The organism is Amycolatopsis sp. (genome assembly GCF_035546795.1).
In the GTDB taxonomy this organism is placed as follows: domain Bacteria; phylum Actinomycetota; class Actinomycetes; order Mycobacteriales; family Pseudonocardiaceae; genus Amycolatopsis_E.
The window spans coordinates 249,634-270,146 of the sequence record NZ_DASZWC010000068.1 but is presented as its reverse complement, the minus strand read 5'-3'; the positions used below and the strand labels follow the sequence as shown (position 1 = coordinate 270,146).

The window sequence follows — 20,513 nt, the reverse complement described above, 5'->3', positions numbered from 1 at the left end:
CGTCGTGCGACACAACGACGTCGAACTGTCCGGAGCGAGGCGACCGCAGCGGGACAGGCCCTGCACAACCGGTCGCGAGTGGTCAGCGAGCACGGCTACGAAGGCAGCGGACCATGTATAGCATCCGGGCCGCGGGCCCGGCAAAGGCGCAGGCTCCGCTATTGACCGGGTGTTCTTGACCTTGTAGCTTCGCTTCGTCCAGTGACGCAGTGGCTCGGGCTGTGCTGAGTACTCGCACTCCCGCAGTCGGTTTCACTGGCCTGAGTTCGGTGTGGGCACGCCGCCGAAATGTGTGAGTCGCTGTTTGAGTCGCGACGAGCTGGTTGCTTCGTCCTGTTCTCATTTCCCTTCACGGTGCGGCACTCGTCTGCCCACCGGGTCACCATGGAGCATCTCGTGCGAACTCGATCACTGAAGAAGCAGTTGCTGTCCGTCATCGGGCTGCTGTCCGTCGTCGCGCTGCTGTCCGCTTCCACGACCCCTGCCGCGGCCACCCCGTCTTCGGACGTATGGGACCGGTTGGCCCAGTGTGAGAGCTCCGGCAACTGGGCTGCCGACACCGGCAACGGATTCTCCGGTGGGTTGCAGTTCACCGCCTCCACTTGGGCCGCCTACGGTGGGCTTCAGTACGCCGCGCAGGCGCATCTCGCCACCAAGGATCAGCAGATCTCCGTGGCGGCGCGCGTGGCGTCCGATCAGGGCTGGCGCGCCTGGCCCGCATGCTCGAAGAAGCTCGGCCTCTCCGGCCAGGCCGCCGCGGCCCCGCGCGCGCCGGTCGCCCCGGTGGCCAAGACGGCTCCGGCGACAAAGCCCGCCACTGCGGCCCCTGCGCCGTCCGGCGACGTGTGGACCAACCTGGCCCAGTGCTCCAGCAACGGGAACTGGACCAGTCATCGTGGCACCAGCGTGTCCGGTGGTTTGGCCATCAAAACCGCCACCTGGACACTGTTCGGCGGCCGTCGGTTCGCCCCTCAGCCCTACCAGGCCACCAAGGACCAGCAGCTCTCCGTCGGCGAGAAGATCGTCGCCGCACAGGGCTGGCGGGCATGGCCGAAGTGTGCGGCCCAGCTCGGCCTGACCGGCACCGCCCCGGCACCGAAGACGCACAGCCAGATCGCCCCGCACACCGCGACTTTGTCGTCCGACATCACCGGCTCCCGTGTGACCGTGGCTCTGCCGAACGGCAAAGCCGTCACTGCGCCGAATCCGACAGCCGCCACCGCCGTAGCCGCCGCACTGAGCCAACTCGGAGTGCCCTACGCGTACGGTGCCGCCCGTCCCGGCAAGCTGCTCGACTGTTCTGCCCTTGTTCAGTACGCATACCGGCAAGCCGGTGTCGCTCTCGGCCGGTCGTCGCGTACGCAGGCCGTCGGCGCCAGAATCGCGCAGACCAGCCTGATGGCCGGTGATCTGGTCGTCTGGAACGGCCACGTCGCGATGTACCTCGGCAATGGGCGGATGATCGAGACCGGTGCCACCGCCGTGAAGATCGTGCCGTTCCGAACGGGCAACATCGGCATGCGCTTCCTCGGCTTCTACCGGCCGACGGCGTGAGGCCGCGCCGGCACCGTGGACCATGACGGGGCGGCGTGGTGCCGCTGATGATCGTGCCGGTCGGTCGAGCGGCATGGTCAGGCACAGCCGGATGGGGGTGTTCACGGGCGCCGCACCTGGTAGCGCAGATGGAGTGCGTCCGTGCCTTCAAGCGTGCGCACGAGGTCGAGTTCGACGTGCTCGGTGCCCAGATTCTCGAACAGCAGCCGGCCCCCGCCCAGCAGCACCGGCACGAGATGGATGTCCAGCAGGTCGAGCACGCCGGCCCGCAGGCATTCCCGCGCGGTGTATGCGCCGTGTAGGAGGACATCGCGTGCACCGGCGGCGGCTTTTGCTTGTGCGATACAGGATTCGATGCCGTCGGTGACGTACCGGACCTGCCCTGGCGGATCTTCCGCGGGCCGTTCGTGCGCCGGGACGAAGACCGGGACGCCGTCGTGATGGTCGCCGTCCCAGAAGCCCGCCAGCTCAGCGGTGCGCCTGCCTGTGACAACGGCACCCGTGGCGAGTACTTCGTCGAAAACCGTCCCGTCGGGCCCGGTGGTCGGCCAGTCCTGCGGTGAGAAACCCTTGTGCAGCCGGAGCCCGTTGATGCCCAGCGGATTGTCCGCGTCATCCTTCGGGCCGGCGATGAAACCGTCGAGCGACATCCAGATGTGCAGGATCAGCCTTGCCATGAGTCCTCCCGGGTCGTGTCACCGGTTGAGACCCACGCGGGCCCGGAAACTCATCGGCGATACGCCGCCGACCGAGAGCCAACGAGCGTCAGTGCGGCTGTGACCAGGAAGATCACGGTCTCGTACCCCATCGCGTAGCCGAACCGCCCGCCCGCGAACACGAGACCGGCGAGCGTCAGCCCGATCGAGCCGCCGAGCTGCTGGGCGGTGGGCAGCAGGCCCGACGCCGAACCCGTCGCCGCGGGTGAAACATCAGCCAGCACAAGGGAAAACACCGATGCGGTGAACAGGCCGAACGCCATCCCGCCGACGGCCAGCAACGGCAGGACCACACTGTCCCGCCACGCCAGAGCGGCCGTGACCAGCGCCAGCAGCGCCGCCGCCGCGGTCAGCAGCCGGAAGCCGAACCGGCGGGCCAGTGGCGGCGCGGCGCGGCTCCCGAAGATCGCGGCCGCGGCGAACGGCGCGACCGCGAGCGCGGCATGGAGCGCCGAGTAGCCGAGATTGGCTTGCAGGTAAAGGAAAAGCAGGTAGGTGAACGACGGGACGCCCGCGTTGAACACGAACACGAGCGCGATCCCGGACCGGGCGATGCGATCGCGCAGCACGCTCGGGTGCAGGAGCGGCTCGCGGCCACGAACCTGACTGCGGGCGAACAGGAACAGCAGCACAAGTGCCGAAACCAAGCACGCCACCGTCCACAGTGGCCAGTGCAGCTCCCGGCCGACGGACAGCGGGAAGACCAGCAGGCCGAGCCCGGCCGCGGCGAGGAACGCGCCGAGCGCGTCCACTTTCGCCGCGCTCGGCGCTCGCGTGTCCGGCAGCACGACAGAGCCCGTGAGCGCGAGTAGACAGATCGGCACATTGACCAGGAACAACAACCGCCAGCCGCCGACGCCGAGCAGCGCGGCACCGAGTAGTGGGCCGGTCAGGGACGCGATTCCCATTGTGGCGCCGAGGAAACTCAACGCCCGTGGTCGCTGCACCGCGGGCAACGCAGTCTGGATGATCGAGAACACCTGCGGCGCCATCAGCCCGCTGCCCACCCCCTGCAGCACCCGCGCGAGCACGAGCACCGACGCTGTCGGCGCGGCGGCGCAGCCCGCGGACGCGAGTGTGAACACCACCATGCCGATCACGAACAGCCGTCGGTAGCCGAAGCGATCGCCCAGCCTGGCCGCGGTGATCAGCAGGCACGCGTAGGCAAGCGTGTAACCGGCGAGGACGAGTTGCAGGGTGCCGGCCCCGGCGTGCAGATCGCGCTGGATCGACGGGATCGCCACCTGCGCGATCGTGACGTCGAGCAACTGCATGAACGTCGCGATCAGCACGACAGGAAGCACCGGTCTGCCCTCGGTCATGCCCAGCCGTCGAGGGCGGCGACGAAACCTGTGAACTCGTCGAAGTGCACGAAGTGGCCGGCGCCAGGGACGACGCGGCGCTCGAACCCGACGGCGGCGAAGTGGTCCGCGATGGCCGGGGCGAGCACCGGGCTCGGGTCTGCCAGCACGAGCAGCGACGGGACGACCGGGAACACCGGCACGTAAGCGGTTTCGAGGTAGGCCATGCGGGTGGTCTCCGGATCCCAGTCCCGCAGCTCGGCGACCCGGGCGCTCACCTCCTCGCCGGTCCATTTTGGATTCGCCGCGCGCAGGTCCGTCTCGGTAAGCGCTTTCATCGCGCGGATACCCGGCTGCGCTTCCCCATAACCGACGCCATCCCACGGATACCAGGCCGGATCTTCGTAGACGGCGCGGGCCGGCCGCAGGCGATCGGCGATCATCGCCAGCAGCACTCCGCCGAGCGAGTGGCCGATCGCCAGTTCCGGCTCGGCGGGCAGGTTTTCCAGCAGGTCATCGGCCCAGCGCTCCCGGCTGTAGCCGCCGCGCGGGCTGTGCCCGTGCCCGGTGAGGTCCGGTGCGAGCACCCGGTAGCCGCGCCGGGCCAGCTCGGGAGCGAGCCGGATCCACGAGCGGGCCCCGCCGGACAGGCCGTGCAGCAGCACCGCTGTCCGGTCGCCGGTGCCCCATTCCTCGACGTGCAGTTCGGTCATGCCACCAAGCTCGCCTTCCGGGCGCGCGTTATCCACTGTGATATCTGACTGGCCGTGGCTCGATATCCTGTGGGTATGGACGCAAGGCATCTACGGTACGCGCTCGCGTTGGCCGAGCACCAGCACTTCGGCCGTGCGGCCGCGTCGGTCGGGATCGCGCAGCCGCCGTTGTCGAAGCAGATCGCGGCGCTGGAACGGGAGATCGGCGCGAAACTGTTCGACCGCACCGCCAACGGCGTGTTCCCCACCGCGGCGGGCGAGGCGTTCCTCGTCCGAGCACAGAAGGCGCTGTGCGAAATGTCGGCGGCCGCGGTCGACGCCGGCCGGGCCGCGCGAGGCGAAACAGGCAGGCTGCGCCTGGGTTTCATCGGTTCGGCGCTGTTGGAGCTGCTGCCTGCGGTGCTCGGGCGGTTCGGTGCCGAGCATCCCGAGGTGCGGCTCGGCGTGCAGGAGATGTCCACCACACAGAGCGCGGCGGCGTTGATCGGCGGCGAACTGGACGTGGCCGTCGGCAGGGGAGCGCCGCGCGGCGCGGGCGCCGAAGGACTGGTGTCGATCACCGTTGGCCGGGACCGGCTGGTCGCGGTGGTCGCAGCGGCGCATCCCTATGCGGGGCAGGCACGGGTACGGATCGAACAGCTCCGCGAGCAGCAGCTGATCATCGCTCCGGTGGGTGAAGAGCCCACCGTTCTCGCCGGGCTGCGAGAGGTGTTCGACGGGCAGGTGCTCGAAGCCGCCACCGAGGCGCGGGACGTGCACACGATCATCGGCCTTGCTGCCTGTGGCATCGGCGTCGGACTCGGCCCGGCCTGTCTACGTGCAGCTGCGCGCCCCGACACCTGGGTTTGTGATGTGAGCCCCCGCACCTGGCTGCCCGATCTCGTGCTCTCCTTCCGGGCCGACGACCGTTCACCCGTACTGGCCGCATTTCTCGACACAGTGCGTTCGGTGTGCCCCGGGGTCGGGCGCCGGCTCGGAAGAATAAATGTCCCCGGCGTGCGGTTCGCCGCATTGCGGTGAACAATTCACATATGGGAGTTCGTGAGGGGGCTGCTGTGGAGGAACCGACCCCGGTTTTCGAGGCGGTACTACAGGCTGCGCGGATTGCGGTGGAGGATTACCAGGCGGAGGTGAGCGAGCAGCCGGCGGACGCCGAAGCCGTCATGTCCGGTTCGTGAGCTCGATCAGGACCAGCCTGTTCCCATCCGGGTCCCGCAACCCGAACATCGGCGGAACGCCCTGCCAGTGCAGGACTTCCGCGTCCACATCCACACCGTGCCCGCGTAGCTCGGCGTGGTCGCCTCCGGCGTCCGCCGTGGTCAGCCGGATGCCGGTGTCCACGCCGGGCGTCTCGCTGCGCACCAGCGCGATCGTGGTCTCCGAGCCGGGCGGCGCCACCTCCACCCAGCGGTCCCCGTAGGAGACGTCCAGCCGCTTTTCGAAGCCCAGCCTGCCGACGTAGAAATCCAGCGCCCGGTCCTGATCCGCTACCGGAACGCCGATGGTGCGTACTTGTGTGATCCGAGTCATGAAGGAACAGACCGGATCCCGGAGGAAAAGTCATCGCGATCAGTTCGGCGAGATCGCGGTCAGCGGTGCGGCGATACCCGCCGTGTCCAGCGCCATCTTCACGTCGGCGGTCAGCGCGCGGCGGACGGCCCACTGCCTGCCCGGCTTCGTGGTCACGGTGAGCCGGATGGTGATCGCCGCCTGCGTCAGATCCTGCGCCCCGAGGATCTCCACGTCGCCGAGTACGTCGTCGGCCACCGGCGAGCGCTCGACGGTTTCGCGCGCGGCCTGCCCCGCGATCTCGATCGCCCGGTCGACATCCGCGCCGTAGCCGACCGGGATGTCCACCACCGCGACCCCGAACCGCTGGGTCGAGTTGCCCACCGCGCTGATCGTGCCGTTGCGGACGTACCAGACGGTGCCGCTCACGTCGCGCACCGTGGTGATCCGCAGGCCCACCATCTCGACGGTCCCGGTCGCGTCGCCGAGGTCGACCACGTCACCGACGCCGTACTGGTCCTCGAGCATCATGAAGATCCCGGACAGGAAGTCCTTCACCAGGTTCTGCGCCCCGAACCCGACGGCGACCCCCACCACCCCGGCCGAGGCGAGGATCGGCGCGATGTTGATGCCCAGTTTGCTCAGCACCAGGATGAACGCGATGCCGTAGATCAGGAACGACGCCACCGAACGCAACAGCGAGCCCACGGTGCGTGCTCGCTGGGCTCGTCTTTCCGAGCTGCTGGACACCCCGGCGCGGCTGGGGCGCAGGATCGCGGGCATCCGGCCCGAGCTGATCCCCGTCGTCATCCGCGTGATCAGCCGGTGCACCAGCCACCGCAACAGCACCGCCACCACCACGATCGCGACTATGTTGATCAGTGGCGTGAGCATCGATGCCACCCATCCGGTTTGTCCTAACGCGACAGTTCGCAAGGGGAAAATCACCTCCGGTCTCCGATCACCGGGAAGATGGCTACCCGGGCACACGGGGAGCCAATCTGTGCGCTACGCCGCGGAACAGCGGGTGAGCGTGCGTGCACGTACGGGCGCTGACCAGCGCTGATGCGCGAAAAGTTCGGCATAGTACGTCACATCCGTGCCGTCGGCAGGGCGAGACGAGTTACCGTGAAATCCATGGTGAGCTTGCCGGCCCTCTGGATGGAGTCCGCTGCCCGCAAGACCCTGGCCGGCTTGCACGCACAGCTCGGCGCGGGACTGGCGGCGGCCGCGGCGGTCCCCGGGCTGACCGCGGCGATCGACCAGCACTCCGCCGCGGTCCGCGACATCGTGACCGTCGGCGTCGAGGGCTCGGCGGCGGTGGCCGGCGCGATCCTGCTCGCCGGGTACGCGCGTGGCCTGATCGACCAGGCGAAGGAACAGGGCTGGGGTTTCCACGCCCCGGCCGACCTCTGGGGCTGGACGAACGCCGACTGGTTCACCGCCCGGCTGCTCGCGGTGTGCTCGCTGGCGCAGCGCTTCGACGAACCCGGTTACCGGGACGGGCTGGTCAGCGCATAAAAAGGACGGTCGGCCCGTAGGCCGACCGTCCGTGTGCCTCCTGGCTGGTCCTGGTTATCCCTGGCCGCCCGTCGGGGGCATCGGGCCCGGGCCCTCGGGGCGCGTCGCGCCCATGCCCGGGCTACCGGAAGCGGGCCGTGCCGCACCCGCTGAGGAGTGCGGCATCCGCAGCTGTTCGGTCTCCGGCTCGCTGGTGCGGGCCGCGTCCTCACGCCCACGCTGGTAGGCCTCGGTCTGCGCCTTGGCCGCGGGCAGTTCGTTCTCCGCACGCCCGAGCCAGCTTTCCCAGCGCTGCTGCATCGGCCTGATCAGACCGCCGCCGAGCCCGACGATGAGGATGCCGCCGATCGTGGCGAGCACCGTGACCAGCACCGGCATCGTGACGGTGGTGGCGATGCCCATCTGGTTCAGCGCGGCGATGATGCCGAGGCCCCAGATGAAGACCGCGGCGACCGTGGCCAGCACCTTGCCGTAGGACAGCCCGCCCAGCGCGCCGCCGACCATGTCCTTCACGGCCTTGGCGATGGCGCCGGCGACCACCACGATGATGATCGCGACGATGGCCTTGGGCAGCCAGGCCACGATCGCGGTCAGCAGTGCGCTCACCGGGTTCGGCCCGAACACGCCGAACGCCAGCTGCAGGGCGATCAGCAGCACCGCGTAGTAGACGATCTTGCTGATGATGTCCGAGGCGTCGTACTTGCTCTTGGCGAGCATCTGTTTGATGCCGCCGCGTTCGACGACGCGGTTGAAGCCCACCTTCTCCAGAACCTTGGCGACCAGCTTGCCCAACGCCTTCGCGATGAACCAGCCGATCACCATGATCACGAGGAACGCGACGAGCTTCGGCACGAAGTTGGCGATCGAACTCCACGCGCTGGAGATGCCTTGTCCAAAGTCGACAGCGGCCAAATGTGATGTTGACACTGCGTTGCTCCCTTCCCAGCCGGGCACGTGGCGCCCGGTTACCCCGCGCCCGAATTCCCACACGTAGGTTTCACTCAGTCGGGTGGACATTGTTTTTTCTCGCGCCGGGGGACGGCGCGGCTTAGCATCGTTTCGTGGACCTCCCCGTGATGCCGCCGGTGAAACCGATGCTCGCCAAAGCAGTGCACGAGGTGCCGCGCGCGCCGGGCCTGCGTTACGAACCGAAATGGGACGGTTTCCGGTGCGTGGTTTTCCGCGACGGCGACGAGGTCGAACTCGGTTCCCGCAACGACCGTCCGCTCACCCGTTATTTCCCGGAACTCGTCGAGTTGCTCCAAGCCGCATTACCGGCGCGTTGCGTGGTCGACGGGGAGATCGTCATCGTGACCGAGAACGGGCTCGATTTCGACAGCCTGCAACTGCGGCTGCATCCGGCCGCGTCCCGGGTGCGCAAACTCGCCGCCGAGACGCCGGCCAGTTTCGTGGTCTTCGACCTGCTCGCGCTGGACGACGAAGATCTGACCGGCCGGCCGTTCGCGGAACGCCGTCGGCGCCTGGAAGGCATTGTCGGCGGGGAGTTGGCGCGGGTGCACCTCACGCCGATGACCGAGGATCCGGACGTCGCGCAGGACTGGTTCGGCCGGTTCGAGGGCGCCGGGTTCGACGGGGTGATGGCGAAACCGGCGGACCAGCCCTACGAACAGGACCGCCGCGTGATGTGGAAGGTCAAGCACGAGCGCACGGCGGATTGCGTGGTCGCCGGATTCCGGTGGCACAAGGACGGTAACGGTGTCGGTTCCTTGCTGCTCGGGCTTTTCGACGAGAAGGGAACGCTGCACCACGTCGGCGTCGCAAGCAGCTTCACCGCGGCACGTCGTCGGGAGCTTGTCGAAGAACTGGCGCCATTACGGGAAAACGCGTTGGACGATCATCCCTGGCGTCGATGGGCGGAGGCGCAGGCCGAGTTCAGTGGCAGGTTGCCGGGGGGACAGAGCCGGTGGAGCGCGGGCAAGGACCTGTCGTGGGAGGCGGTGCGGCCGGAGCTGGTAGCCGAGGTGCGCTACGAACACGTGCAGGGCGGGCGTTTTCGGCACGGCACGCGGCTGGTGCGATTCCGGCCGGACAGGCAGCCGGATTCGTGCACCTACGGGCAGCTGGAGGAGATCGCGCCCGCGGAACTGGCGTCGTTGTTCACCGAGGTGGCGCAGTGACCGAGATCGAGGGCGTGCCGGTCTCCCATCCGGAGAAGGTGTACTTCTCCCAGCGAGGCGAGACGAAGCTCGATCTCGTGCGGTATTACCAGGCCGTCGCCGGGCCGCTACTGTCCACTTTGGGCGGACGGCCATTGTTGCTGGAACGGTATCCCGATGGGGCGAGTGGCAAGTCGTGGTTCCAGAAACGGGTGCCGAAATCGGCCCCGCCGTGGCTGAGCACAACGGTCGTGTCCACGCCGAACGGCACCACGAGTGACGCGCTGGTGGCGGCGGATCTGGCGCATATCATCTGGGCGGTCAATCTGGGGTGTATCGGTTTCCACGTGTGGCCGGTGCATGCGGCGACCCAGGAGATCACCGACGAGCTGCGCGTGGATCTCGATCCTTCGCCAGGGGTGACGTTCGATCAGGTCCGCGAGGCGGCGGCCTTGACCCGGGATCTGCTGGCGGAGCTGGGGATCGAGGCGCTGCTGAAGACCACGGGTTCGCGTGGCTTGCACATTTATGCGCCGCTGCAACCGAATTGGGATGGCTACCAGGTTCGGGCGGCTGCCGTTGCGCTGGCCAGGGAGCTGGAACGGCGGCACACTTCGCTGCTCACCGCGCAGTGGTGGAAGGAAGAGCGAGGTGCGCGCGTCTTCGTGGACTTCAACCAGAATGCGCCACACAAAACGGTTTTCGGCGCCTGGTGCGTCCGGCCGCGGGTAGGCGCGCAGGTCTCCACGCCGATTCGCTGGGAGGAGCTGGCCACCGTCGTGCCGGAGGAACTCACCATCGCGACGGTGCCCGCGCGGGTTGCCGAGTCCGGCGATCCGTGGGCCGGTGCGCGGCCGCAGTCCATCGAGCCGTTGCTGGAGATGTCGCGGCGGGACATGGAAAGCGGGTTGATGGACGCACCGTGGCCACCGGTGTACCCGAAGATGCCGAACGAACCACCGCGCGTCGCGCCCAGCCGGGCCAAGAAAAGTTAATTCGTTGACGCGGAGCCTGCTGGTTGGCCACACTGTTGGTATGAACGCGATGCGAGGTCTCCACCGGACGCGACGGCACGTAGCCGTGGCGCGGTGGCAGCGTGCCCGCCGCGACTTTCGCTGAGTTCTCAGCGTCTTCTGGTTTGCCCCGATAGCTCAGTAGGACAGAGCGCCGCGCTACGAACGCGGAGGTCCGAGGTTCGAATCCTCGCCGGGGTGCACCCCGGCCCCCAGTTGCGCGCTATTTTCGGGGGTCGGCTCCAGTCTCTGTGGTCCAACGGACACGACACCGGCCTCCGGAGCCGGAGATCCAGGTTCGATCCCTGGCAGGGACACGGGTTCTTCTCACAACACCGCCAACCGCCACCCGGCAACGCAACCAAAATCGACACCCCGCCCACCGCCGAACCGATCCCCAGCGCCCACAGCGACCGCTGAACACTGCGCCGATTGGGGTGGGGGTGGGGTGCACAGAGCGCGCTCTGCGCGCGGCCGTTGCCGTTGGGGCGCAAGGTGAATCTCGCAAGTTCAAAGATTGAAAGATTCTCCTCGCCGGAGGGGCTGGCTCCAGGAAGATCAGGGGCCCGTAGTTCGGCTGCCGGTTCCAGCGCGGCTGGGAGGGAGAGTTGGGTGATGATCCCCCAAGTCGGGGGGCGGCTTGCCCTGAACCGCCTCAAGGCCGGGAAGTCAAATACCCGCCCATAGTCCGGAAATACTCCGTCGCAGCAAGATCCGTCCCATCCTCGGTCCGCACGCGCTCCACGACCAGGCCCGGGTTCCGGCCGGATCGCGCATCCGCGCCGGCCACGATCACCACGCCCTCGCCTTCCGGGATGAAGATCCGCCCAGGCGTCCCGCCATACCGCCCGACCGACACGGACGCGCGCGTGATGCGCAGCCGCTGTCCCTTGTGGAAGGCAAAGGCATTCGGGTACGGATCGGACTGCGCGCGGACCAGGCGCTCGATGTCGGCGGCAGGCCAGGTCCAGTCGATCCGACTGTCCTCAATGGACCGTTTGTGGAAGAAGCTCGCCTTGGACCGGTCCTGCGGGGTCCAGTCCGTGCGGCCGGACTCGATCAGTCCGAGCGCCTCCGTGACGACCGGGGCGATCAGGTCGACGGTCTTGTGGAACAGGTCCGTCGTGGTGTCGCGCGGCCCGACGGGCACCGAGCGTTGCAGGACGATGGCGCCGGCGTCCAGTTCACCGTCCATCATGTGGGCGGTGACCCCGACCTCCGGCTCGCCGTTGATCAGCGCCCAGATCAGCGGCGAGAACCCGGCGTAGGCGGGCAAAAGCGAGTCGTGCACGTTCAGGGTGCCGTGCGGGGGCAGGTCGAAGATCTCCGGTGGCAGCCAGGTGCGCCAGTTGTTCGCGACGATGATGTCGGGCTCGGCTTCCTTGAGCCTGGTGACCAGATCGTCCGGCCGGTTCCGGATTTCCACCGGCACACCGTGCTCGGCGGCCAGGTCGGCAACCGAATCGGACCAGATCTTCTCGTACGCGTGCTCGCTCTTGGGATGAGTGACGACCAGGGCCACCTCGTGTGCCGAGTCCAGCAGCGCACGAAGCGTGCGATGCCCCCACGTCTGGTACCCGAACATCGCAACCCGCATCGGTTCTCCTCCGCTGATAGAGCAACATCACGCCCGAATGTAGTAGCAAAGCCTCCCCTAACTTAGGTTAGGGTTGCCTCTGTTGTACATCGACAGATTGGATGGGCATGCCAGTTCCACCGGAGTTCGACCTGGTCGGGGTGGGTTTCGGGCCCTCCAACCTCGCGCTGGCGATCGCGATCACGGAGCACAACGCTACCGCCGCCGAGCCGATCACGGCGCACTTCCTCGAACGCCAGCCACAGTTCGGCTGGCATCGGGGGATGTTGATCGACGACGCGACGATGCAGGTTTCCTTCCTGAAGGACCTGGTCACGATGCGGAATCCGAGCAGCGCGTTCAGCTTCCTCTGCTATCTGCACGCCCAGGGCAGGCTCACCGATTTCATCAACCACAAGACGTTGTTCCCGCTGCGCGTCGAGTTCCACGACTACCTGGAGTGGTGTGCCGCGCGGGTGGACGACCAGGTGTCCTACGGCCAGGACGTCGTCTCGGTGCGCGAACACGACGGGTGCTACGAGGTCCGCACCGCCGACGGTTCGACCTACCGCGCGCGGAATCTCGTGCTGAGCACCGGTTTGCGGCCGAACCTGCCGGACGGGATCACGACGGGCGAGCGGATCTGGCACAACCAGGAACTCCTGCACCGCATCTCCGAAATCGAAGATCCCGCACGTTGCGTGGTCGTCGGTGCGGGCCAGAGTGCCGCCGAGACAACGGCCTTCCTGCACGAACGCTTCCCGGACGCCGAAGTTTGCGCGGTGTTCGCGCGGTACGGCTACAGCCCGTCCGACGACAGCTCCTTCGCCAACCGGATCTTCGACCCCGAGGGCGTGGACGCGTACTACTCCGCACCGGGGGACGTCAAGAAACGCCTGCTGGACTACCACGGCAACACCAACTACTCGGCCGTCGACCTGGAACTCATCGACGACCTCTACCGCCGCGTGTACCGCGAGAAGGTGCAGGGCAGGCAGCGGCTGCGGATCTTCAACACCTCGCGCCCGGTCGACGTCACCGAGCAAGACGGCATCCGGATGACCGTGGAATCCCTGACCACTGGGGAGAAAACCGTGCTGGACGCCGATCTCGTCGTCTACGCCACCGGATACCGCCCCGCCGACCCGACCCCGTTGCTGGGCGAGCTCGGCGAGCGCTGCCGCCGCGACGAACACGGCAGGCTGCGCGTCGAACGGGACTACCGGCTCGCCGAGACCGGGGTCTACCTGCAGGGCGGCACCGAGCACACGCACGGGATCACGTCCTCGCTGCTGTCCAACACCGCCGTCCGGGTCGGCGAGATCCTCGACTCGGTGCTCCGGCGGCTCACCTCGTCCGGGCCCGTTCTGGCGGGCGACTATGCCGTCAAGGAGTGGGCATGACCTATCCGCTGACCCTGGTCACCGCGCTCGCGCGGGCCGGGTTCGACGACTACGTGGTATACGAAAACAGCGGTACCTGGACGTTTGCCGGTGGCGCGCTCGCGACGGTCACACTGGACGCCACGCACGTCCGCACGCGCGGGGTGGTGGATTCCGACGTCGAGTGGTCCGGCTCGCCAGGGGAGGCGGTCCGCGCCGCGCTGGACAGGCTGCCGGTGCCGGAATGGACCGCATACGGCCGTGTCCACTTTGGATTTTCCGCGATGCTGCCCGGCCTGAGCCTGCGCGGCGCGGGTGCTCCGGCCGGTGACCTGGTGCGCCTGCTGGTGCCGCGCACGGAAGTCCGGATTTCCGCTGGGCACGTGGAAATCCGCGGCGAGGACGAGGCCAGGGTGCGGGCGGTGCTGGACGCGGCGGTCCCGTCGCCCGCCGGACAGCCGAGCCCGATCGACGTGCGCGCGGACGGAGCGAACTACCGCGAGCGGGTCGCGCAGGCGGTCAAGGAGATTCGCCAGGGCCAGTACCAGAAGGTGATCCTCTCGCGCTCGGTCGTGCTCCCGTTCCGGCCGGACCTGGTCGCGACGTACGAACTGGGGCGGCGGAACAACACCCCGGCGCGGTCGTTCCTGCTCAACCTCGGTGGGGCGGCGGCCGCCGGGTTCAGCCCGGAGGTGGTCATCACCGTGGACGCGCACGGCGAGGTCACCACCCAGCCGCTCGCCGGGACACGCGCGTTCGGCCGTGGTCCGGAAAAGGACGCTGCGGCGCGGACGGAACTCGAGTCGAATCCGAAGGAGATCTTCGAGCACGCGGTGTCGGTGCGCACCGCGCAGGAGGAGTTGCGGCGGGTGTGCCGGCCGGAATCCGTGCGGGTAGGCGATTTCATGGGGGTCAAGGAACGGGGCAGCGTGCAGCACCTCGCCTCGCTGGTGAACGGCTCGCTGGCGGACGGCCGCACGGCGTGGGACGCGCTGGAGGCGGTGTTCCCGGCGGTCACGGCGTCCGGCATCCCGAAGCGTGAGTCGCTCGATGCCATCGCGCGGATGGACGAAGCAAGGGGCCTTTACTCCGGTGCCGTGGTGGCCGCTTCGCACGACGGTTCGCTCGACGCCGCTCTCGTGTTGCGCGCGGTGTACCAGGAGGCGGGCGTCGCGTGGCTGCGTGCGGGCGCGGGCATCGTCGCGGATTCCACGCCGGAGCGCGAGTTCGAGGAGACCTGCGAGAAGCTGACCAGCGTGGCGCCGTTCGTGGTGCCGGCCTGAGCGCTACCTGGCCCTGGCTCCCATCGGCGAACGCCGCAGGAGCCAGGCCAGATAGACCCCGCCGATCGCCGCGGTCGCGACACCGACCGGCAGCGTCGCCGAGCCCGCCACCCGCTGTGCCACGTAATCCGCTGCCAGTACAAGGAAACCGCCCATCCACGCCGCCGGCAGCACGCCCGCGCCCGGCGCCCGGGTGAGGCGTTTCGCCAGCTGGGGAGCGGTCAGCGCGACGAAGGCGATGGGCCCGGCGGTCGCGGTCGCGATCGCACAAGCGAGCGTGCCCACGACGATCAGGTACAGCCTGCTCGGCTCCACCCGCACGCCGAGCGCGGCGGCCGCGTCGTCGCCCATTTCCAGGATGTCCAGCCAGCGCACCCCGGCCAGCACGGCGGGCACGACGACCACCATCGCGATCACCATCGGCCACACGTGTTCCCAGCCGAGGTTGTTCAGACTGCCGGTCAGCCACACCGTCGCCCGCGAAACGTCGGCGATCTGCGCGTTGACGATGAGGTAGAAGTTCACCGCCTGCAGGATCGCGCTGATCCCGATGCCCACCAGCACCAGCCGCGTGCCACGGACGCCCCGCTGCCACGCCAGCGCGTACACCGCGATCGCGGTGACCAGCCCGCCGGCGAGCGCGCCGAACGAGATGGCGAGCACGTTCCCGCCGAACACCAGGATCACCAGCAGCCCGCCGGTAGTGGCGCCGTAGTTGAACCCGATAATGTCCGGGCTGCCCAGCGGATTCCGGGACAGGCTCTGGAAAATCGCCCCGCTCATGCCGAGCGCCGCGCCCACCAGCACACCGAGCAGCACCCGCGGGAGCCGCAGGTCCAGCACGGCGAAATCGGTCAGCCTGCTGCCGTTGCCGAGCAGCGTGCGCACGACGTCCAGCGGTGCCACCGAAATCGAGCCCGTGCCCAGCGCGATCACGCCGACCACGAGGATCGCGGCCAGCAGCGCCACGCACACCCCGAAGGACCGCGCCTTCATGCGGCCTCCTCGCCGGACGCGGCAAGCCGCGGCAGTGTCACCACGTTGGCCGGCATGGCGTTTGGTGATTCGCTCGCAAGCTCGCTCATGCGGCCCAACCTTCAAGGGCGCGGCAAGCCGCGGCGGTGTTGTTGGCCGGCATGGCGTTTGATGATTCGCTCGCAAGCTCGCTCATGCCCTCGCCGCCTTGTTCCGGCGCACCAGCCAGATGAACACGGGTGCGCCGAGCACCGCGGTCACCACCCCCACGTCGATCTCCTCTGGCGCGATCACCCGGCCCACGATGTCCGCGGTCAGCAACAGGATCGGTGCCGTGACCGCCGAGTACGGCAGGACCCAGCGCTGGTCCGGCCCGGTCACCGCGCGCACCATATGCGGCACCGCGAGCCCGACGAACATCAGGGGACCCACCGCCGCGGTCGCCGCGCCGGCCAACAGCGTGACTGCCACCAGCGACAACAGCCTGGTGCGACCCAGATGCGCGCCAAGGGATTTCCCGGCGTCGTCACCGAGCGCGAGCGCGTTGAGCGGCCGCGCGAGCAGCAACGCCAGCACCAGGCCGACGCCCAGGAAGGGCAGCACCCGCATGAGCGTCGCGCCATCCGCGCGCTGCAACGAACCGACAGTCCAGAACCGCATCTGGTCCAGTGTCTGGCGGTCCAGCAGGGTTACCGCCTGGGTGACCCCGGTCAGTGCCGCTGTCACCGCCGTGCCCGCCAGCGCGAGCCGGACCGGGGAAGCGCTTCCCCGGCCGGCGATCACGTACAGCACCGTGCCTGCCAGCGCCGCCCCGCCGAACGCGAACCACACGAACGCACGCAGGTCGGTCAGGCCCAGCACGCTCACCGAAAACGCGGCGGCGGCCGAGGCGCCCGCGTTGACACCCAGCAAACCGGGATCCGCCAACGGGTTCCGGGTCAGCGCCTGCATGACCGCGCCGGCCACGCCGAGCGAAGCGCCGACGGCGATGCCGATCAGCGTGCGCGGGATCCGCAGATCCCACACCACGTAGGCCGCATCGGACCCGTCCCGGCCGAACAGCAGCTGGACCACAGTGGACAGTGGGATCGATCGTGCCCCGACGGCGATGCTGACCAGCGCGATCACGATCAGCAGGCCCAGTGCGAGGACGAGCCCGGTCGCGCGCGAACTCGTCCGGTTGACGACGGTCGTGCTCACTCCGCCTCGCCAGCCAGGCGCCGGGCGAGTTCCACCTTGCTCACCTTGCCGACCGTGGTCAGCGGGAACTCCGCCAGCACCACCAGCCGGTCCGGCAGCTTGAACGCGGCGACCCCGCGTTCGGTCAGGAACGCCTTGATCTCCCGCAGAGTCGGCGCGGTGCCGCGGGCGATGACGAACGCACAGGTGCGCTCGCCCATCACCTCGTCGGCCATCCCGACCACCGCCGCGTCGTGTACGGCGGGGTGCGCGAGCAGGTGGTTCTCCAGCTCCTCGGCGGGGATTTTCTCGCCACCGCGGTTGATCTGGTCCTTGACCCGGCCTTCGACGATCAGGTGCCCGGACGGCAGCCGGCGCACCACGTCACCGCTTTGGTAGAAGCCGTCTTCGGTGAACGAGCGTGCGTTGTGCTCGGGTGCGTTGTAGTAGCCGCGCAGGGTGTACGGGCCGCGGGTGAGCAGTTCGCCGTTCTCCAGCACGCGCACTTCGTCGGCCGCACACAATGGACGGCCCTGGGTGGTGACGATCAATTCGTCCGGATCGTCGAGGCGGGTGAAGTTCAACAGCCCCTCGGCCATCCCGAACACCTGCTGCAGCCCGCAGCCCAGCGTCTCGCGTACGCGCCCGGCCGGCTCCGCGCTGAGTTTCGCGCCGCCCACTTGGAGCAGTTCCAGGCTGCCGAGGTCGTCATCGGCGAACTCGGCGGCGTCCAGCCACAGCAACGCGACCGGCGGCACCACGGCGGTGACGGTCACGCGCTCGCGTTCGATGAGCGGGAAAGCAGTGTCAGGACTGGGATCCGGGGCGAGTACCACCGTGCCGCCCGCGGCGAAGGCACCGAGCAGACCTGGGGAGGCGAGCGCGAAGTTGTGCGCCGCGGGCAACGCGACGAGGTACACGGTGTCGGCGGTGAATCCGGACACTTCGGCGCTGGCGCGCGCGTTGTACAGGTAGTCGTTGTGCGTGCGGGGAATCAGCTTCGGCGTGCCCGTGGTTCCGCCTGACAGCAGGAAAAGCGCCACGTCCGCCGGATCGGGCTCGGGCAGCGGCGCCGGGTCGGCGCTGGGCAGTTCGTCGTTGACCACGAGCACGTGCCGCAGCGAGGGCACGGCCTTCTCGACGGTTTTCGCCAGCTCGCGGTAGTCGAAGCTGTCGTCGTCGGCGATGACGTACGCCACCGCGCCGCTGAGCTCACACAGCGGCACGATCTCGCTTTCGCGGTGCGCGGGCAGCGCCAGCACTGGCAGCGCGCCGATCCGCAGCAAAGCGAACAGGAGCGGGACGAACTCGGGAATGTTGGGCAGCTGCACTACGACGCGTTCGCGCGGCGCGATCAGCGGCGAAAGCCCGGCCGCGATCCGGCCCGCCCACGCGTCGAGTTCGCCGTAGGTCCAGCGTTTCCCGTCCGCGCCGACCAGCGCGACCCGGGCCGGGTCGGCGTCGAGCAATAATCGGTCCAACGGCTGGTCGCGCCAGTAGCCCTCGGCCCGGTACCGCTCGGCCAGCTCCTCCGGCCACGGCACACACCCGTCCAGCATTCGCAACTCCCCGGTTCGGAAATTCGAAAACTTAGGTTAGGCTAGCCGAGGTTGCGGAGGGAAGGTGTGTGCGTGCGGCTCGGAGAATTCGTCATAGACGTCACGCCGCTTCGCACGAGCCGTAACTACCGGCTCGTCTTCGCGGCGCAAACGCTCACCGTGCTTACGACGGCACTGACGAATGTCGCGATCAACCTGCACGTTTACCAGGTAACCGGGTCCTCGGTCCAGGTCGGGCTCGTCAGCCTGGTGTTCGGGATGGCATTGCTGGCCGGGTTGCTCGCCGGTGGCGTACTGGCCGACCGGGTCGACCGGCGCCGGATCATCCTCAGCACCCGCGTGATCGTCGCGGTGGTGCTGGCCGGGCTGGCGGTCAACGCTGCCATGCCACATCCGATGCTCGTGGTGATCTACGTCGCCGCGATCCTCGCCGGTGGCATCAACGGGCTCGGCGGTTCCGCGCTGATGGCCGCGATTCCGTCGCTGATCGAACCGGCGCAGCTGACCGCCGCCGGTGCGCTGATCACCGTGACCAGCCAGTTCGGCGCGATGGTCGGCCCGTCCATCGCGGGGCTGATCGCGGCCGGGCCCGGCGTGGCCGCGTGCTTCGCGATCGACGCCTGCGGCTACCTCGTCGGTGTCGTGCTGATGTCGTTCCTGCCGTCGATGCAGTCGGACGTGGAGCCGCAGCACCCGTTGCGCGCGCTCGCCGAAGGCTTCAAGTTCGTGCGGCACAACCAGGTTGTCGCGGGTCTGTTGCTGATCGACGTGTGGGCGATGGTGTTCGCGATGCCGTACGCATTGTTTCCCCAGCTTGCCGAGCAGGTTTTCCACGGCGGCCCGGCCACGGTCGGACTGCTCTACACCGCGCCCGCGGTCGGCGCGTTCGTCGGCGCGCTGGCCAGCGGCTGGACCGGACGCGTCAAGCACAGTGGGCGCGCGTTGATCGCGTCGGTGCTGGTGTGGGGGCTGGCGATCACCGGGTTCGGCCTGGCTGGGCACCTGTGGCTCGGGCTGTTGTGCCTGGCCATCGCGGGTCTCGGCGACACGTCTTCGGAAATCCTGCGCCGCGCGCTGTTGCAGCACTACACGCCGGATCAGTTGCAGGGCCGCGTTTCCAGCCTGTGGCTGGCGCAGGCCACGAGCGGCACCGCCGTCGGGAACGCCGAAGCCGGGCTGGCGGCCCGGCTGGTCGGCGCGTCCGGCGCGGTCATCGGCGGTGGCCTGATCTGTGTGGCCGGGGTCTGCCTGGTCGCGGTCACCATGCCCCGGCTGCGCCGGGCGAGCCTGCGAGGGGAGCCATGTCGTTCGTTGACGTCAACGACGTGAAAATCGCGTACGACGCCACGGGTTCCGGCGAACCGGTCGTGCTCGTCATGGGTACGGCGGCGAGCGGGCGGGTCTGGCAGTTGCACCAGGTGCCCGCGCTCGTCGACGCCGGGTACCGCGCGGTCACGTTCGACAACCGCGGACTTTCCCCGCAGGACAAGGAATTCGGCATCGAGGATCTGGTCGCCGACACGGCCGGCCTGATCGAAGCGCTCGGGCTGGGGCCGTGCCGGCTGGTGGGCACGTCGATGGGCGCGCAGGTGGTCGCGGAACTCGCGCTGGCGAGGCCGGAGCTGGTGACGCAGGCCGTGTTGATGGCCACCCGCGGCAGGCCGGACGCCATGCGGTCGGCGATGAGCGCGGCCGAACGCGAACTGCGCGACGGCGACGTCGAGTTGCCGCCGCGCTACGAAGCCGTCCTGCGGGCGCAGCAGAATCTTTCCCCGCGCACGTTGAACGACGACGCGAAAATCCGCGACTGGCTCGACGTGTTCGAGCTGTCGCCGACCATCTGGACGCCCGGGCTGCGCGCGCAACTTCGCTTGGAAATGAAGGAAAGCCGGCTCACGGAATACCGCGGGATCAAGGCCGAATGCCTGGTGATCGGTTTCGCCGACGATCTGCGGCTGCCGCCGTACCTGGCGCGCGAGGTGGCCGACGCGATCCCCGCCGCACGGTATCTGGAACTCGCGGACTGTGGCCATTACGGGTATCTGGAGCGGCCGGAAGAGGTCAACACGGCGATCGTCACCTTTTTTGCGGGTAGACAGGCTTAGTATCGCCTAA

Annotated in this window: 20 protein-coding genes and 2 tRNA genes; 12 read left to right on the top strand and 10 right to left on the bottom strand. The window is 68.6% G+C overall.

Annotation, left to right across the window (positions count from 1 at the left end; translation table 11 throughout):
* The first annotated feature begins 396 nt into the window (after positions 1-396).
* Positions 397-1,554: a transglycosylase family protein gene (locus tag VHD82_RS34510; protein WP_325713370.1), complete on the top strand. Its 1,158-nt coding sequence runs from the start codon at positions 397-399 to the stop codon at positions 1,552-1,554.
* A 101-nt stretch (positions 1,555-1,655) separates the two neighbouring features.
* On the opposite strand, the gene VHD82_RS34505 is transcribed toward VHD82_RS34510, so the two are convergent.
* From VHD82_RS34505 to VHD82_RS34495, 3 genes are read right to left on the bottom strand one after another with little or no spacing between them, the layout of a single operon-like run.
* Positions 1,656-2,231: a dihydrofolate reductase family protein gene (locus tag VHD82_RS34505; RefSeq protein ID WP_325713368.1), complete on the bottom strand. Its 576-nt coding sequence runs from the start codon at positions 2,229-2,231 to the stop codon at positions 1,656-1,658.
* A 50-nt stretch (positions 2,232-2,281) separates the two neighbouring features.
* Complete coding sequence (locus VHD82_RS34500; RefSeq protein WP_325713366.1) at positions 2,282-3,592, bottom strand: MFS transporter; 1,311 nt, start codon at positions 3,590-3,592, stop codon at positions 2,282-2,284.
* Positions 3,589-4,284, bottom strand: a complete 696-nt coding sequence (locus VHD82_RS34495; protein WP_325713364.1) for an alpha/beta fold hydrolase — start codon at positions 4,282-4,284, stop codon at positions 3,589-3,591. Before VHD82_RS34495 ends, VHD82_RS34500 begins: the two co-directional genes overlap by 4 nt.
* A gap of 75 nt (positions 4,285-4,359) precedes the next feature.
* On the opposite strand from VHD82_RS34495, the gene VHD82_RS34490 reads away from it, so the two are divergent.
* Together VHD82_RS34490 and VHD82_RS34485 are read left to right on the top strand one after the other, a co-directional pair.
* The gene (locus VHD82_RS34490) at positions 4,360-5,304 is read left to right on the top strand and encodes a LysR family transcriptional regulator (protein ID WP_325713362.1); all 945 of its coding nucleotides are present in this window, start codon (positions 4,360-4,362) and stop codon (positions 5,302-5,304) included.
* 35 nt (positions 5,305-5,339) lie between these two features.
* On the top strand, positions 5,340-5,462 hold the full coding sequence (locus tag VHD82_RS34485; RefSeq protein ID WP_325713360.1) for a hypothetical protein: 123 nt from the start codon (positions 5,340-5,342) through the stop codon (positions 5,460-5,462).
* Here VHD82_RS34485 and VHD82_RS34480 read toward each other — a convergent pair.
* Both VHD82_RS34480 and VHD82_RS34475 read right to left on the bottom strand, forming a co-directional pair.
* Positions 5,446-5,814, bottom strand: coding sequence for a VOC family protein (locus VHD82_RS34480; protein ID WP_325713358.1), 369 nt, complete (start codon positions 5,812-5,814; stop codon positions 5,446-5,448). The two genes, VHD82_RS34485 and VHD82_RS34480, sit on opposite strands and share 17 nt — an antisense overlap.
* Before the next feature lie 39 nt (positions 5,815-5,853).
* Positions 5,854-6,687, bottom strand: coding sequence for a mechanosensitive ion channel family protein (locus VHD82_RS34475; protein ID WP_325713356.1), 834 nt, complete (start codon positions 6,685-6,687; stop codon positions 5,854-5,856).
* 243 nt (positions 6,688-6,930) lie between these two features.
* Here VHD82_RS34475 and VHD82_RS34470 point away from each other — a divergent pair, with 243 nt between their 5' ends.
* Positions 6,931-7,314: a DUF6401 family natural product biosynthesis protein gene (locus VHD82_RS34470; RefSeq protein ID WP_325713354.1), complete on the top strand. Its 384-nt coding sequence runs from the start codon at positions 6,931-6,933 to the stop codon at positions 7,312-7,314.
* Positions 7,315-7,368: 54 nt separating this feature from the next.
* On the opposite strand, the gene VHD82_RS34465 is transcribed toward VHD82_RS34470, so the two are convergent.
* Entirely contained in the window at positions 7,369-8,241 is an 873-nt protein-coding gene (locus tag VHD82_RS34465) for a mechanosensitive ion channel family protein (protein ID WP_325713352.1), read from the bottom strand.
* 134 nt (positions 8,242-8,375) lie between these two features.
* Between VHD82_RS34465 and VHD82_RS34460 the strand changes: the two genes are divergently transcribed.
* From VHD82_RS34460 to VHD82_RS34445, 4 genes are all read left to right on the top strand, one after another.
* Positions 8,376-9,452: an ATP-dependent DNA ligase gene (locus tag VHD82_RS34460; protein WP_325713350.1), complete on the top strand. Its 1,077-nt coding sequence runs from the start codon at positions 8,376-8,378 to the stop codon at positions 9,450-9,452.
* A complete protein-coding gene (ligD, locus tag VHD82_RS34455; protein WP_325713348.1) occupies positions 9,449-10,426 on the top strand; it encodes a non-homologous end-joining DNA ligase in 978 nt (325 codons plus the stop codon). Before VHD82_RS34460 ends, ligD begins: the two co-directional genes overlap by 4 nt.
* A 145-nt stretch (positions 10,427-10,571) precedes the next feature.
* Positions 10,572-10,645, top strand: a tRNA-Arg gene (locus tag VHD82_RS34450).
* A gap of 44 nt (positions 10,646-10,689) precedes the next feature.
* Positions 10,690-10,761 (top strand) — tRNA-Arg (locus VHD82_RS34445).
* 338 nt (positions 10,762-11,099) lie between these two features.
* On the opposite strand, the gene VHD82_RS34440 is transcribed toward VHD82_RS34445, so the two are convergent.
* On the bottom strand, positions 11,100-12,041 hold the full coding sequence (locus VHD82_RS34440; protein WP_325713346.1) for a methionyl-tRNA formyltransferase: 942 nt from the start codon (positions 12,039-12,041) through the stop codon (positions 11,100-11,102).
* Positions 12,042-12,148: 107 nt separating this feature from the next.
* On the opposite strand from VHD82_RS34440, the gene VHD82_RS34435 reads away from it, so the two are divergent.
* Positions 12,149-13,423, top strand: a complete 1,275-nt coding sequence (locus VHD82_RS34435; RefSeq protein WP_325713344.1) for a lysine N(6)-hydroxylase/L-ornithine N(5)-oxygenase family protein — start codon at positions 12,149-12,151, stop codon at positions 13,421-13,423.
* Positions 13,420-14,685 (top strand): salicylate synthase, encoded by a 1,266-nt coding sequence (locus VHD82_RS34430; protein WP_325713343.1) that lies wholly within the window; start codon positions 13,420-13,422, stop codon positions 14,683-14,685. The genes VHD82_RS34435 and VHD82_RS34430 overlap by 4 nt, the downstream gene beginning before the upstream one ends.
* A 3-nt stretch (positions 14,686-14,688) precedes the next feature.
* Here VHD82_RS34430 and VHD82_RS34425 read toward each other — a convergent pair whose 3' ends face one another.
* From VHD82_RS34425 to VHD82_RS34415, 3 genes are all read right to left on the bottom strand, one after another.
* Positions 14,689-15,681 (bottom strand): FecCD family ABC transporter permease, encoded by a 993-nt coding sequence (locus VHD82_RS34425; RefSeq protein ID WP_325713341.1) that lies wholly within the window; start codon positions 15,679-15,681, stop codon positions 14,689-14,691.
* A 171-nt stretch (positions 15,682-15,852) separates the two neighbouring features.
* Entirely contained in the window at positions 15,853-16,860 is a 1,008-nt protein-coding gene (locus tag VHD82_RS34420; protein ID WP_325713339.1) for a FecCD family ABC transporter permease, read from the bottom strand.
* Positions 16,857-18,398 carry a (2,3-dihydroxybenzoyl)adenylate synthase gene (locus tag VHD82_RS34415; RefSeq protein ID WP_325713337.1) on the bottom strand — a complete coding sequence of 514 codons (1,542 nt, stop codon included), beginning with the start codon at positions 18,396-18,398 and terminating at the stop codon, positions 16,857-16,859. Before VHD82_RS34415 ends, VHD82_RS34420 begins: the two co-directional genes overlap by 4 nt.
* A 72-nt stretch (positions 18,399-18,470) precedes the next feature.
* Here VHD82_RS34415 and entS point away from each other — a divergent pair, with 72 nt between their 5' ends.
* A complete protein-coding gene (entS, locus tag VHD82_RS34410; protein WP_325713335.1) occupies positions 18,471-19,727 on the top strand; it encodes an enterobactin transporter EntS in 1,257 nt (418 codons plus the stop codon).
* A complete protein-coding gene (locus VHD82_RS34405; RefSeq protein WP_325713333.1) occupies positions 19,700-20,503 on the top strand; it encodes an alpha/beta hydrolase in 804 nt (267 codons plus the stop codon). Before entS ends, VHD82_RS34405 begins: the two co-directional genes overlap by 28 nt.
* Positions 20,504-20,513 lie beyond the last annotated feature (10 nt).